This window comes from Rhodoferax sp. LB1P47, assembly GCF_056521445.1.
Genome location: NZ_JBWMAU010000005.1, coordinates 137,222 through 150,786 on the forward strand (window position 1 = coordinate 137,222; position 13,565 = coordinate 150,786).

13 protein-coding genes are annotated in these 13,565 nt (G+C 65.7%); 3 read left to right on the forward strand and 10 right to left on the reverse strand.

The genetic code is table 11. The features are described 5' to 3' along the window. Nucleotides 1-2: 2 nt before the first annotated feature. Both AC0969_RS08555 and AC0969_RS08560 read right to left on the reverse strand, forming a co-directional pair. Entirely contained in the window at nt 3-824 is an 822-nt protein-coding gene (locus AC0969_RS08555; protein ID WP_479623727.1) for a MipA/OmpV family protein, read from the reverse strand. Then, entirely contained in the window at nt 821-1,873 is a 1,053-nt protein-coding gene (locus AC0969_RS08560) for a chorismate transformation FkbO/Hyg5 family protein (protein WP_479623728.1), read from the reverse strand. The genes AC0969_RS08555 and AC0969_RS08560 overlap by 4 nt, the downstream gene beginning before the upstream one ends. A gap of 214 nt (nt 1,874-2,087) precedes the next feature. On the opposite strand from AC0969_RS08560, the gene AC0969_RS08565 reads away from it, so the two are divergent. From AC0969_RS08565 to AC0969_RS08575, 3 genes are read left to right on the forward strand one after another with little or no spacing between them, the layout of a single operon-like run. Then, nucleotides 2,088-3,419 (forward strand): NAD(P)/FAD-dependent oxidoreductase, encoded by a 1,332-nt coding sequence (locus AC0969_RS08565; protein ID WP_479623729.1) that lies wholly within the window; start codon nt 2,088-2,090, stop codon nt 3,417-3,419. 4 nt (nt 3,420-3,423) lie between these two features. Then, complete coding sequence (locus tag AC0969_RS08570; RefSeq protein ID WP_479623730.1) at nt 3,424-4,212, forward strand: lysophospholipid acyltransferase family protein; 789 nt, start codon at nt 3,424-3,426, stop codon at nt 4,210-4,212. Continuing rightward, nucleotides 4,213-4,980: a glycosyltransferase family 2 protein gene (locus tag AC0969_RS08575; protein WP_479623731.1), complete on the forward strand. Its 768-nt coding sequence runs from the start codon at nt 4,213-4,215 to the stop codon at nt 4,978-4,980. Nucleotides 4,981-5,037: 57 nt separating this feature from the next. Here the strand turns inward: AC0969_RS08575 and AC0969_RS08580 are convergent, their stop codons facing one another. The 8 genes from AC0969_RS08580 to AC0969_RS08615 form a co-directional block, all read right to left on the reverse strand. Then, complete coding sequence (locus AC0969_RS08580; protein ID WP_479623732.1) at nt 5,038-6,363, reverse strand: cation:proton antiporter; 1,326 nt, start codon at nt 6,361-6,363, stop codon at nt 5,038-5,040. Next, entirely contained in the window at nt 6,360-7,079 is a 720-nt protein-coding gene (fabG, locus tag AC0969_RS08585; protein WP_479623733.1) for a 3-oxoacyl-ACP reductase FabG, read from the reverse strand. Before fabG ends, AC0969_RS08580 begins: the two co-directional genes overlap by 4 nt. Nucleotides 7,080-7,226: 147 nt before the next feature. Further along, nucleotides 7,227-7,673: a hotdog family protein gene (locus AC0969_RS08590; protein WP_479623734.1), complete on the reverse strand. Its 447-nt coding sequence runs from the start codon at nt 7,671-7,673 to the stop codon at nt 7,227-7,229. Next, nucleotides 7,667-8,476: a beta-ketoacyl synthase chain length factor gene (locus tag AC0969_RS08595; protein WP_479623735.1), complete on the reverse strand. Its 810-nt coding sequence runs from the start codon at nt 8,474-8,476 to the stop codon at nt 7,667-7,669. Before AC0969_RS08595 ends, AC0969_RS08590 begins: the two co-directional genes overlap by 7 nt. Further along, nucleotides 8,473-9,669, reverse strand: coding sequence for a beta-ketoacyl-[acyl-carrier-protein] synthase family protein (locus AC0969_RS08600; protein WP_479623736.1), 1,197 nt, complete (start codon nt 9,667-9,669; stop codon nt 8,473-8,475). The genes AC0969_RS08595 and AC0969_RS08600 overlap by 4 nt, the downstream gene beginning before the upstream one ends. Before the next feature lie 28 nt (nt 9,670-9,697). Then, nucleotides 9,698-10,423, reverse strand: a complete 726-nt coding sequence (locus AC0969_RS08605; protein WP_479623737.1) for a class I SAM-dependent methyltransferase — start codon at nt 10,421-10,423, stop codon at nt 9,698-9,700. Continuing rightward, entirely contained in the window at nt 10,420-11,202 is a 783-nt protein-coding gene (locus tag AC0969_RS08610; RefSeq protein WP_479623786.1) for a polysaccharide deacetylase family protein, read from the reverse strand. Before AC0969_RS08610 ends, AC0969_RS08605 begins: the two co-directional genes overlap by 4 nt. Further along, nucleotides 11,202-13,565 carry an MMPL family transporter gene (locus AC0969_RS08615; protein ID WP_479623738.1) on the reverse strand — a complete coding sequence of 788 codons (2,364 nt, stop codon included), beginning with the start codon at nt 13,563-13,565 and terminating at the stop codon, nt 11,202-11,204. Before AC0969_RS08615 ends, AC0969_RS08610 begins: the two co-directional genes overlap by 1 nt.

Consider the following 13,565-nt stretch of genomic DNA (forward strand, 5'->3'; position numbering starts at 1 on the left):
ACCTACTGTGATTCTTTAAAGATCCAGGCCACGCCGATGCCTGCGGTGACGTAGCTTTTGCTGCGCACCAGCGGGCTGTCGGCGAACACGGCGTGGCGCACGTCGTCGGCGCGGGCAAATGCGCCCACCCACCACTGGTCAAAGCGCTTGGTCAGCGCCACGATCATCTGCGTGCCGCCGTAGCCGCCGTGCGCGGCATAGGCCGGGCGGTTCGTGGCGGCGTACTGCGCGTCAACGCTGTAGTAGTAAGCGTGGTTGCGGGCCGAACCCAACATCAGGCCGCCCACCAAACCCAGGTTCCAGCCGGGCAAGCCCGCCACGTCTTGGATGTCCAGATTCAGGCTGGGCGTGGCGACCAGGCCCACGCTGCGGCCAAAGTTATCGGCCCCGATGGTGAAGCCGGTGCGCACCGGCAGCCGAAAGTCGAACTTGACGCGCCGGTCATCCGAGCGGGCCAGCGTGACCTCCAACGACGGCCCCACCTCCACCGTGGCATCCAGATCGGGCATGCCCGCACGGGCGCGGTTTTTACTGCTATCGACCGGCACGGAAGCCCCCAGGCTGATTTCCAGCCGGGCGCGGTCGGTGTTGAACAGCTCGCCGCGCACGCCGTCTTTGTCCACCTTGATGCGCTCGCCCCGGTAGACAAAATACGGAATCGGCAAGGCGTAGATGTGGGATTCGTCCGAACCCCGGTAGTCGGGGATGCGCAGGGCCGATCCGCCCACGCCCAGTTCCCACTTGGGCAGGGGGCGTTCATCGGCATGGGCCAGGCTGGCCAAGCAAGCAGCCGCCATGAGGCCGTAGCGGCAAGAGGTGTTCATGGTGTGTTCTCGGGGGCAGTGGACACGGGCAGGCAGCCGGTGGCTTCGATTTCCATCAGCAGGTCGTCGCGGCACACGTCGGCTTGCACATACACGCGCACGGCGGCAGGCGGCAGCTGCGTGTCCAGCACCGCCCGCACCGCCTCAAAATCGGCCGCGTGGCGCACGTACACCTTGTATTGCACGGCGGCCAGGGTCCAGCCTTCCGAGCCTTCCGCCAGATTGGCCTGGGCCAGCAACACGGCGATGTTGCGCAGGGTTTCTTCGGTTTGCGCACGCACATCTCCCACGTGCAGAGTTTGGTGGCCGACGATGCTGGCGGTGCCGCTGATGAACAGCCAGCGCTGGCCCGGCAACGCTGCCAATGCTGCACGAGAAAACGAGGGCGTGCGCGGTCCGTATTGGTCGGGGTAGAAGTAGGCACTGACTTGGCGCGGGTTTTCTATGGCCAGCGGTGGCACTTTGGCGGCCAAAAAGTACACGTGCAAGCCGCCGCCGTGGGTGCCCAGCGCACAGGCCGCCGGGGCATCGGCCAAAAACGGCCGGGCCATCTTGCGGAAGGCATCTTGTCGGCCGATGTTGAACTGCAGGTAGCGCTCCATGCCGCAGGTCACCGTGTTGATGCCCGCAAAGTAGTTCCACACCCGCAGCAAATGCGGGTAGCCCAGCGACTCCAGCGCGGCAAACACGGCCAGATAGGCCTGCTCCGACACCTGTTGCAGCAAGGATGGACGCAGCGGGTCGTAAGCACCGCCTGGGTGGCTGGCCACATCGCTGTCAGTGTCCGGGATGCTGATGGCACCGAACAGCACGTCGTCGGTCATGGCGTAGTGCAGCAGGCCCAGCGTGCCGGTGCGCACCGGCTGGTCGGTATGCCACCGCTCCAGCACATCCCCGGGCTGGCCGAGGACCGGGGTGGCGATCTCTAATGTGCTGGATGTCGGCGTGGCACTGCCGAACCGTACGACCCCTAGGGCAACTGGGTGGGGCCCGGCATCGCGGGACAGGTATTGCAAAGACAACGGCGGGGCAATGGGTGCCAGACTCAAGGGCATAAAGGACAAAGCGTTTTCGGTCGAGAGAAAAAGGGTCGCAAGCGTTTTTGCTTTCCATAATAAACGCATTCAAGACCCTGATTTTCGGGGGAAAGAGACTCCCAGTGCCTGGGCGTGGGGCGTTGTGTGCCAAGTAAAATCTCCCGCTTCTTGATTCGGTCGATGCCCGTCCGGGCCACTGTTATCCATGCACTATGAAGGCCGACCCATGACCGAATTGCCCCCTGCGGCTACGCAGCCCACCCCTTGCGATGTGCTGGTGATTGGCGGCGGACCGGCAGGCTCTACGGCGGCCACTTTGCTGGCCGAACGCGGCTACAAGGTAGTGCTGCTGGAGAAGGCCCACCACCCGCGCTTTCACATTGGCGAATCCCTGCTGCCCGCCAACCTGCCCTTGCTGGACAAGCTGGGCGTGCTGGAACAGGTGAAAGCCGTGTCGATGGAAAAGTGGGGCGCAGAATTTGTCTCGCCCTGGCACGATGCCAAAAGCGCCACCTTCCACTTTGCCGATGCGTGGGACAAGTCCATGCCGTTTTCCTACCAGGTGCGGCGCTCGGTGTTTGACGAAATCCTGATCCGCAATGCCGCCACCAAGGGGGCCGAGGTGGTTGAGGGCTGCCGCGTGCGCGATGTGGACTTTGCCCCCGACCAGAGCGGGGCCACCATCCATGCCGAGCACGACGATGGCCGCCAGGGCGCGTGGCAGGCCAAATATGTGGTCGATGCCTCCGGGCGCGACACCTTTTTGGGTAAAAAGTTTGACTCCAAAAAGCGCAACCCCAAGCACAACAGCTCGGCCATGTACGGCCACTTCACCGGGGCCAAGCGCCACGACGGCCAGGACGCAGGCAACATCACCATCTTCTGGTTTGACCACGGCTGGATCTGGTTTATTCCGCTGGCCGACGGCACCACCAGCGTGGGCGCGGTGGTCTGGTCGTATTACCTGAAAACCCGCAACCAGCCGGTGAAAGACTTCTTCTTGGCCACCCTGGCCATGAGCCCGGCTTTGTCCGAGCGGCTGGCCGGGGCCACGCTGGCATCTGACGTGGAGGTGACAGGCAACTTCTCGTACAGCTGCGACCAGACCCACGGCCCCAACTACCTGCTGCTGGGCGACGCCTTCACCTTCATCGACCCGGTGTTTTCGTCCGGCGTGATGCTGGCCATGCACGGCGGCTTCGTGGGGGCCGAGACGGTGGACACCTGCCTGCGCGAGCCCGCCCGCGCGGCCCAGGCGCTGCGCCGGTTTGACCAGCAAACCCGGCTCGGGCCAAAAGAGTTTTCGTGGTTCATCTACCGCGTGACCAACCCCACCATGCGCGACCTGTTCATGGAGCCGCGCAACAACTTCCGCGTCAAAGAGGCCCTGCTGTCCATGCTGGCGGGCGACATTTTCGGCAAAACCCCCATCTGGAACTCGCTGCGCATCCTCAAGGGCATTTACTACGCCGTCTGCGCACTCAACTTCAAGCGCACCTGGCAGGCTGTGCGCCGTCGCAAAAGCAATATCCGCGTGCTGGATGCGGGCAGCGTCTAAACCTTTGCCAGCCCATCGGTTGTTACGCGGCATCCGCCACGGCTTGAACGCGCTGCGCCTGCATGTGGGCCTGCTGCTGTTTGCCGTGGTGTGCGTGGACTGGACGGTGTTGGCCCTGCCGCTGTACTGGCTGCTGCCGCGTGCGGCGGGCACCTGGGTGGGGCGCTGGGGTATCACCCTGGTGTTTCGCGAATACTTGCGGCTGCTGTCATGGATGGGGGCCTGCAAGTTTGACCTGTCCGCACTGGACGCGCTGCGCGACGCGCCGGGCATGGTGATTGCACCCAACCACCCCTCGCTGCTGGACGCGGTGCTGGTGATCTCGCGCCTGCCGCATGTGTCGTGCGTGATGAAGGCCGATCTGATGGACAACTTGCTGCTGGGCTCCGGCGCCCGGCTGGCACGCTACATCCGCAACGACTCGCCGCGCTCGATGGTGCAGCTGGCGGTGGCCGATGTGCGCAAAGGTAACCACCTGCTGCTGTTCCCCGAAGGCACGCGCACCACCCAGCTGCCAGTGAACCGGCTGCAAGGCACCGTGGGGCTGATCGCCAAGCAGGCCCAGGTGCCCGTGCAAACCGTGTTTATCGAGACCAACTCCGCCTTTCTGGGCAAGGGCTGGCCGCTGCTGCGCCGCCCAGCCATGCCCATGGTCTACCGCGTGCGACTGGGCCAGCGCTTTGACCCGCCCGACAACGTGGAAGCCTTTGCCCGCACGCTGGAGCAGTATTTTCATACCGAACTGGCCCACGCCCTGCTGCCCGACCTGCCTGTGACTAAACATTCCCGCTAAATGACTTCTGCCTCCTCCACCCACCTCGTGTTGATCCCCAGCTACAACCCCGGCATCAAGGTGGCCGACACCGTACGCGCCGCCCGGGCCCAGTGGACCCCTGTATGGGTGGTGGTAGACGGCAGCACCGACGGCAGCGCCGCCCTGCTGCAAGCGATGGCCACCGCCGACCCCGGCTTGCAGGTGCTGGTGCTGCCGCACAACGTGGGCAAGGGCGCGGCCGTGTTGCAGGGCCTAGACCGGGCAGAGGCACAGGGCTTCACCCACGTACTGACGATGGATTCTGACGGCCAGCACCCGGCGGCGCTGATCCCCAACTTCATGGCCACCTCGCAGCAGCAGCCCGCCGCGATGGTGCTGGGCGTGCCCGTATTTGCCGCCGACGCACCCCAGCTACGCGTGCAGGGCCGCAAAATTTCCAACGGCTGGGCCAACCTGGAGACGCTGTGGGCCGGCATTGGCGACTCGCTGTTTGGCTTTCGGGTCTACCCCATCGCCCCGCTGCGCCAGGTGATGCAAGGCCAGCGCTGGATGCGCCGCTTCGACTTCGACCCCGAGGCTGTGGTGCGCATGAGCTGGCGCGGCGTGCCTGTTGTGAACCTGCCCGCCACGGTGCAGTACTTCACCGTGGCCGAAGGCGGTGTGTCGCACTTCAACTACCTGCGCGACAACTGCCTGCTGACCTGGATGCACAGCCGCTTGTTTGCAGGCTTTTTATTGCGCCTGCCGCTGCTGATAGGGCGGCGGCTGAAATTAATGGTCTTTTAGACCTCTAGCGCATATATAACCTGCGCTAGTAGCTATTAAAATAATAGCAGTCAGATTTTATGCCGCTACGCCCACCGGAACGGGTAGCGCATGCCCCACCTTGGGCAACCAGCGGCGCAGCAGCGGCGTGGTGATGACGGTGCTGCCAATCGCCATGATCACCAGCATGGTGAACATGTTTTGCGAGATCACGCCCAGGTCAAAGCCCACGTTGATGATGATCAGCTCCATCAGCGCCCGGGTGTTCATCAAGATGCCCAGGATGCTGGCCTCGGGGTGGTTCAGGCCGGTGGCGCGCCCGGCCAGATACGCCGCACCAAACTTGCCCAGCGTGGCCAGGCCAAACACCAGTGCGCACCAGCCCCACAGCGCCAGGCTGTCGAGCCCGCCGATGTTGGTGCGCAGGCCGGTGTAGGTAAAGAAGATTGGCAGGAAGAACACCAGTACAAACGGGCTGATCCGCGCCTTCCAGGCCCGCACAAAGCGGTGCTCGTCGTGTAGCACCACGCCCATCATGAAGCCGCCAAAAATCGCAAAAATGCCCAACTGGTAGGTGGCCATGCCCGACACAAAAATCATCGCCAGCGCAATGCCCAGCAGGTGCGGATGAAGGTCGTCGCTGTCAGCCGCCTGATCGCGCTCGAAGTGGCGAATCACCCGTTGCATCAGCGGCCGCACACCCCACTGCCAGAGCAGTAAAAAGCCCAGCACCAGCAGCACTTTCACGGCAAACGTCAGCGCGTCAAAGTTCGACACCGCCAACGTGCTGACCAGGGCCAGCAGCAGCCAGCCCACCACATCGTTGATGGCGGCGCAGCTGATGGCTATCACGCCCAGTGGGGTGCGCGTCATCTGAAATTCCATCAAAATGCGCCCCAAAATCGGCAGCGCGGTGATCGACAAGGCCGTGCCTATAAACAGCGACGACACCAGCGCATCGGCCTGCGGCGACAAAATCGGCGCACTCACCCAGCCCAGGCCCACACCCAGCGCAAACGGCAGCAGCATGCAGGCGGTGCTAACCCACAGCACGGTGCGACGGTTGCGGCGCTCGGTCAGGTGGCCAAAGTCAAACTCCAGCCCGATCTGGAACATCAGCAAAATCAGCCCGATTTGCGACAGTATCTGCATCGGCTCACTGGAGGCCGACTTGAACACCAGGGCAAACGTATCGGGGGCCAGCAACCCAAACAGCGAGGGGCCGAGCAGAATGCCCACAATGATTTCCCCCACCGCCGCCGACTGCCCCCAGCGCGTGGCCAGCGCCCCGCCCACGCGCCCGGCCAGCACGATCAGCGTGAGCTGCACCAGGGTAAAAAACAATAGCAGCTCGGCCTTGTGGACCGAACCAGCCGCCGCCACCGCATGCGCTGCACCAGTCATGCCATGCCTCCGTTAATAGAAATAATCTGGCCGCTGATGTAGGCGGCGCGATCCGAGGCCAAAAAGCTGACCAAATCCGCCACCTCTTCGGGCTGACCGGCGCGCTTCATGGGCACCATCTGGGCAATGCGGGTGGCATCAAACGCAGCGTCGCTCATGGCGCTCTGGATGATGCCGGGGGCCACGGCATTCACCGTAATGCCCCGGCTGGCCAGCTCCAGCGACAGCGATTTGGTGGCGGCGTGCAAAGCCCCCTTGGCTGCCGAATAGTTCACCTGGCCCCGGTTGCCCATTACGGCCGCCACCGAGGTGATGCTGATGATGCGGCCCCAGCGGGTGCGGGCCATCGGCAGCGTCAAAGGCTGGGTGACGTGGAAGAAGCCGTTCAGCGACACATCCAGCACCCGCTGCCATTGCGCCAGCTGCATGCCGGGGAACACCACATCCTCGTGGATGCCCGCATTGTTGACCAGCACCTGGATCGGGCCTTCGGCCAGCAGCAGGTCGAGCGCCGCCGTGGTGGCTGCTGCATCGGTGATGTCGAAGGCCACCGCCTGGGCTTGGCCGCCCGCCAAGGTGATCTCATCCACCAGTGCCTGCGCCGCCGCCACGCCCCGGTTCGCGTGGACGATCACCGCCAAGCCGTCACGGGCCAGTTGGCGGCAAATGGCCGCGCCAATCGTCCCGCTGCCGCCGGTCACCAGCGCACGTTTCATGGCTCACCCCCAGGCTGCGCTACGCTGCGCCACCCCCCTTGCAGGGGGCGATACCAGTGGCCCGGCAAAGCCGGTTCCACGGCATCTCTGAGGGCGCGCGTTATGGCTGCAAACTGGGTATGCATAGATACGGTCATCGAAGATTCTTTAAAAATGGGGGGTGAATGCACTGGCATCCAGCACCACGGCGGCCCGGCCGGTCAGCAGGGCCTGGCCGTCGGTGGCCACCGTGAAGCGGTAGAGGATGTTGTTGGCATCGCCGGTGATGCGCTCGGCGGTGATGGTGAGGTCGCCCACCAGGTCGTCCAGGCGCGGCACGCACAGCTCTACCGCGCGCACGCTGGCCAGGTAGCCGACGCGGGGCGCAGCATCCACCTGCGCCAGCAACGCACCGTGCACGGCCATCGCCTGGGCGGCATATTCCACGCCGCAGGCTGCACCCAGCCGCCCGTGGGCCCGCAACGGGTTGTCCAACGCCCGGTGGCTGCTGGCAGTGCAGACGATGGTGGTGTCGTCCCACTGGGCCACGCGGTCCAGCAGGCACATGCGGCCCTGGTGCGGAATGCGCCGGGCAATGTCGGCGGCGTTCAGCACGGGGTGAACACCAGTTCCAGGCGGCAGCCGTCCAGATAGTCCAAGCGCACCACCCCAGTCTGCTGGCGGGCCAGCGCGGCCAGCAACGGCAGGCCGCGTGCAGCAGGAATGCTCTGGCGCTGGGCTTCCAGCACGGCATCCATCAACACATCGGCAGGGCCAGAACTGAGGTAACTGGACGGGTGCAGCGTGACCTGACCCAGGCTGTGGGCGGTGCGCACGGGCGACAGCACCAGGGCCAGGCCAAAGGTGTCGGGCACCGGGCGGGCACTGCGCAGCGGCTCGGGGTAGTCGGTGTCAAAGGCCACTAGCAGCACCGGCTCGGCCTGCACCACCGCCTGCGTAATCGCTTCGACCAGCCCGGCGGCAAAGCTGCCGTCGAACGCGCACAGGGCGGTCGATGCAGCCATCGCCCCGGTGGCAATGCCCCAGTAGCCCGAGGCCGCGTTGTGTACCGAGTTGTGAAAACGGGTGGGCGAAATCAGGCGGTCGTCCGAGGCCAATTGGCTGCAAATTTCGTGGCAATTCACCCCGTCGCCGCTGGACGAGGTAAACACCGACACCACATCCCGCACCGCCAGCCCCGCCGCTGCCACCGCCGCATAGCCCACCGCCTGCGAGACGCGGATGATGGGGCCGGACCGGCGGCGCTCGGCGGGTGGCAGATGCGTCGGTGCGGTCAGCACGGTCTTGAGCCACTGGCCGGGCGCACGGCCCGCCAACTGCTCTTGGCCCTGCGCCCAGTCGGCAATGCCGGGGCCGAGCAGCCCCACGCCGTCGATATATACGGTCAGCGCGGTCATCCAGCGGCTCCCAAAACCAGGCTGCAATTGGTGCCGCCAAAACCAAAGGAATTGCTGAGCACGCGGCGCAGCGGCCTTGCCTGGCCGTGCAGCAGATAGGCCACGTCCAGCCGGGCATCCAGCGCCTCGGTGTGTACGCCGCCGGGCATGAAGCCGTGTTGCAAAGCCAGTGCGCAAAACACCGCCTCCAGCCCGCCTGCCGCGCCCAGGGTGTGGCCGGTGGCGCCCTTGGTGGAGCTGCATGGCGTTGCATGGCCGCCAAACACCGCCCGCACCGCCAAACCTTCGGCGGCATCGTTGCTCTGCGTGGCGGTGCCGTGCAAGTTGATGTAGTCGATATCGCCCGCCTCCAGCCCCGCACTGCACAGGGCCTGCTGCATGGCCAAACGTGCCCCCAGCCCCTCGGGGTGCGGCGAAGACATGTGGTGCGCGTCGCTGGACTCGCCTACGCCCAGCAGCAGCACCGCGTCGGCAGGTAGCACTGCGGGGGCACGCTCCAGCAGCACAAAGGCTGCGCCTTCGCCAATCGAAATCCCGCTGCGGCCCGCATCGAACGGGCGGCACGGCTGGCTGGACAACAAGCCCAGCGAGTTGAAGCCATACAGCGTGGTCAGACACAGGCTGTCCACGCCGCCCACCACCGCCGCGTCGATCAGGCCCGCCGCCAGCATGCGCTGGGCCGAGGCAAACACCTTGGCGCTGGACGAGCAGGCGGTGGACACGGCCATCGCCGGGCCGGTGAGCGCGCAGCTGCGGCGCACAAAGTCGGCCACCGAATACGGGTTATGGGTTTGCGGGTAGCAAAAATCGGCGGGCAAGGCCCCCGTAGTGGCATCGCGGTGCTGGTAGGCCAGCTCGGTCTGCAAAATGCCCGCCGTGCTGGTGCCCAGAAACACCCCCACCCGCTGCGGCCCCACGCGGGCCGCCACAGCCTGCACGGCAGCCAGAAAACCGTCCTGGCGCAAAGCCAGCTGGGCCAGCCGGTTGTTGCGGCAGTCAAAGGCTTGCAAGTCGGGTGGCAACACCTCATCGTCCACCCCGCTGACACGGCCGATCCAGGTGTCCAGCACGGCGGACCCGAAGTCGCAGGGGGTCAAGCCGCTGCGCTGCGCCCGCAAAGCATCCAGCGCCGAGGCCAGCCCGTGGCCAATCGCGCTGGTGGCGGTGAAATGGGAAAGAAGAAGTGGTTGCACAGGCGAGAAGGAAAAAACTAAGCGGATTCTAAAGACGGGCGACTAGCAGCACATTGGCAAATAGCGTGCCCTGGCTCATGGGTTCCGGCGTAACGGTAAAGCCCAGCGCCTGCAAGCGATCGACCCACGCAGCCAACGGACGGCAGTGCAAAGCCCCCAGGCGGTGGCCGCGCAAGGTGGTGACCACAAAGTCCACCCAGTTGCTGAAGCGAAACGGCCAGCCCGCACCCGCATCGCCAATGCGCAGCAGCAGCACGCCGCCAGGGTTCAAGGCAGCTTTAACGCGGCGCAACACCTCGTCTTGCGCGGCAATGGGCACGTAATGCAGCACGTCCAGAATCACCACCGCATCCACCGGCGCGAAGGCGGTAGTGCACATGTCCCCGGCCACAAAGCCGACGCGGCCTGCCTGCACGGCATCTGGCAGGGCTGCCAGCGCACGCTGCACGTCATGCTGCATCAGCTCGATACCCTGGATGTGCTGCGGGTTGGGTGCTGCCGCCCAGTCGGACGGCCAGCGCCCCTGTACTGCCAACTGCTGGGCCGACAGCAGCCACGAAGTCAACAAGCCCTGGCCGCAGCCAATATCCAAAATACGCGCCCGCCCGGCCAACAAGCCCCGGGCCAACAGCTGCACAAACGCCGGGTCGCCGCCCAATTTGCCTGCGGCGAAACGCCAGGCGTAATGGCCTGCGGCCCGGTAAGGCGCGGCGGCCTGGGTAATAAGGGCGCGAACCGTCAAGGAAAGAGTCATAGCAAGGCAGATCGGAGGGTGACAGTTTTTAAATCGGCGGCGCGTATGGCGGCCAGCAAGAGGGGCAGCACTTCCAGAATCACCGGCACGCCCTGGGCGGTGACGGCCGCGTGGCGGTCGTGCAGCAGCAAGATATCGCCCGCCCGCAAATGGCGGGTCAGGGTGCGGGCCACGGCGGGGGCATCGCCGTTGCGGGTGTCAAAACCGCGCCGTGTCCAGCTGGCCAGCTGCAAACCGTGGCGCTGCAACACCGGGTCGAGGAACACATTGCGCAGCCCGGCGGGGGCACGAAAGAAGCGTGGCGGCGTGCCGCACAGGCCACTCAGCGTGGTTTGTGCGGCCTGTATCTCGCGCTGCACACCACGCGGCCCCAGCAGGGAAAAGTTATGCCGGTGCTGCTGGCTGTGGTTTTCAATTGCGTGGCCCCGGCGCACGATGTCAAGGCACAGGTCAGGGTGCAGCGCGGCCTGCGCGCCGATGCAAAAAAACGTGGCACGGGCGGCGTACTGGTCTAGCAGATCGAGCACCAACGGCGTGACCAGCGGATCGGGGCCGTCGTCAATCGTCAGCGCCACCTCGCCGCGTGCGGCTGCGGCTGCGGGCAAACGCGTCCAGTTGGAACCCAGCAACGCGCAGCGCGGAAGCAGGCCCGCCAGGGTGACGACAGCATGGTTCAGCACCAGCACGGCCAGCGCCCAGCGCCATTGCGCGGGCTGCAGCACCCAAGCGCCCACCGCGCCGACATGCAGGCACAGGCTGGTCCAGAGCGTCCAATGCATCACGCCGCCCGAGGGGTCTGCGCCCACACTGCCGAGAAGCACAGGGCCAGCACCGCGCCCGGCCCCACCGTCAGCCCAATGGCTTGCAACACCGGCACCTGCGAGAAGCCCAAAATGCCAAAGCCGGCCACCGTGGTCATATTGGCAAACAGCAGAGACGCCAGCGTGCGCGGGGTGATGTCGCCCTTGCCAGAGCTAAAAAACAGCGCGTAGTTAGAGCCCACGGCCACAATCAGCAGCAAGCCTACCAGGTGCAAAATCGTCAGGCTGTGCCCGGCCGACACCAGCGCCGCCGCCACGCACAGCACCGCGCCCACCAAGGGCGCCAGCACCCGCAACACTGCCAACGGCGAGCGCAGGGCCACGGCTAGCAGCAGCACGATGGCCAGCAGCCCAGCTCCCGACAGCAGCACCGCCTCGTGTAAATAGCTAGCGTACAGGCGGTCGGTTTCGCCCTTCATATCCACAAACATCGCACCCGTACCGGCCAACAAAGGGCGGATACGGGCCGGGTCGATCTCGCCGTTGGCGGGTGGGTGCAGCGGCATGAAAACGCTCCAACGCGGCGAACCATCGGCGGTTTTTTGCTGCAACAGCATGCCGTCTACCGCTAGCGCCAAAGACGTGCCGTCCAGGTCCGCCCGCTGCAAGGCCGGGGCCAGCCGCGCCGCCTCGGCCTCTTGCACAAACGGGGCCAGGCGTTCGGCGCGCAGCGGCATGTCGACCAGCGCCTCGGTCAGCCGCACCTGCAAGTCGGCGGTGGCGGGCAGGCTGGCCTGCCGGGCCTGCTGGGTGGCAAGGCTGGGCAGCAAGGTGGTGGGGCTGTCCACCCCGGCGATACGGTGCTCGTCCACCAGCGGTTGCAGGCGGGCGACGACTTTTTCAGCGCCCTTTAATACGGCTTCCTGGTTAGCGCCAGATACCACCACCAGGTAGCGCACATCGGGCGCGCCCAAGTCGGCACGCAGCGCGCCGTCCAGGGCCATGTCGGAGGCGGAAACCGGACTCAGCGCCGCCAGCTCCTGGTTCCACACCGTGTTGCGCTGCACGGCCAGCGCCAGCGCGGCCACCGCGCACAGGCCCAGCACGGCCCAACGCAGGGCCGCCGCCCGCCGCACCAGCAGCGCCAGCCGCAGGCCCAGGGCCGATACATCGCGCACCTTAAAGCGCTGGGGCAGCAACTGCGGCAGCACAAACCGGGTGACCAAGGCCGCAGCCACCAGCCCGGCAATCGAATACAAGCCCAGTTGCGCCAAGCCCGGAAAGCCCGACAACAGCAGGGATGCAAAGCCGCAGATCGAGGTCATCACCCCCAGCCGGATGGTGGGCCAAAAGCGTTGCACCCAACCGTTGTCCGAATCGGACTGCTCGGACTGCACAAACAGGTAGATGGAATAGTCCACCGCCTCGCCGATCAGCGTGGTGCCAAAGCCCAGCGTGAGGCCGTGCACCGTGCCAAAGCCCAGGCTCACCGCCGCAATGCCTGCCACCGCGCCCACCAGCACCGGCAGCAGGCCCAGCGCCAGCGTGACCACCGAGCGGTAGATCAACCACAGCAAGAGCACGATCAACACGATGCTGATGGTGGACAGCCGCGTAACCTCAGACTCGATGGTGTTGCGCACGTTCACGCCAAACACACCGGGGCCGGTCAGCACGATTTTGGCGGTGGTGGCCGCGCCTTGGTGGGCCGCCACGGCCTCGGCAAACGCGGCGTGGATGCGGTCCATCGCCCGCTGCTGGCCGTCGGTGTCAGAGCCTGCCGCACGGGTTTGCAGCAGCAACAAGGCACGTTCGCCGTCGCGCGATGCCCACACGCCGTCGGCGGTACGCGGGCCGGTGCCGCCCCGGCCTAATTGGTCGAGCAGCAGTGGCAACTCGCCGGTCGGGTCGCGGGGCAGCAGCGATTTGACCAGCAGCCCGGCGGGCGAGGCCAGCAGGTCCAGCGTGTCGCCCAGGGCCGCGCGCAGGCCGTCCACCGTGAAGTGCGCGGGCTGCATGGCCGGGCTGAGCTGGTAGCGGTGCGCCATTAAAAATGCCTGGTCGCGCTCCAGGGCCACCGTTTCGCCGTTGCTGACGCTGCTGAATTGCGGCTCGCTGCGCAGCTTTTGGGCCACGGCTTTGGACAGGGCGGCGCGGGTAGTGCCGTCGCTGCCCTCTATGCCCACCAGCACCAGGCGCGAGACCAGGCCGTCGCGCAACTGGTCCACCAGCAACTGCTGCTCGGGCGTGGGAGCCTGGGGCAAAAAGGCCGACATGTCGGCGGTAAAACGGGTTTGGTGCACCACTGCGCCGCCCAGCAACAGGGCGATCAGGGCCAGCCATACCGGTAGGAAGCTGCGGCTAAAAATACGCTGGGTCAT

Excerpts from the sequence above, each read along its gene's own strand:
- AC0969_RS08555 (WP_479623727.1), bottom strand. The coding sequence starts at position 824 with ATGAACACCTCTTGCCGCTACGGCCTCATGGCGGCTGCTTGCTTGGCC.
- AC0969_RS08565 (WP_479623729.1), top strand. The coding sequence starts at position 2,088 with ATGACCGAATTGCCCCCTGCGGCTACGCAGCCCACCCCTTGCGATGTG.
- AC0969_RS08575 (WP_479623731.1), top strand. The coding sequence starts at position 4,213 with ATGACTTCTGCCTCCTCCACCCACCTCGTGTTGATCCCCAGCTACAAC.
- AC0969_RS08580 (WP_479623732.1), bottom strand. The coding sequence starts at position 6,363 with ATGACTGGTGCAGCGCATGCGGTGGCGGCGGCTGGTTCGGTCCACAAG.
- fabG (WP_479623733.1), bottom strand. The coding sequence starts at position 7,079 with ATGAAACGTGCGCTGGTGACCGGCGGCAGCGGGACGATTGGCGCGGCC.
- AC0969_RS08595 (WP_479623735.1), bottom strand. The coding sequence starts at position 8,476 with ATGACCGCGCTGACCGTATATATCGACGGCGTGGGGCTGCTCGGCCCC.
- AC0969_RS08605 (WP_479623737.1), bottom strand. The coding sequence starts at position 10,423 with ATGACTCTTTCCTTGACGGTTCGCGCCCTTATTACCCAGGCCGCCGCG.
- AC0969_RS08610 (WP_479623786.1), bottom strand. The coding sequence starts at position 11,202 with ATGCATTGGACGCTCTGGACCAGCCTGTGCCTGCATGTCGGCGCGGTG.
- AC0969_RS08615 (WP_479623738.1), bottom strand. The coding sequence starts at position 13,565 with ATGACCCAGCGTATTTTTAGCCGCAGCTTCCTACCGGTATGGCTGGCC.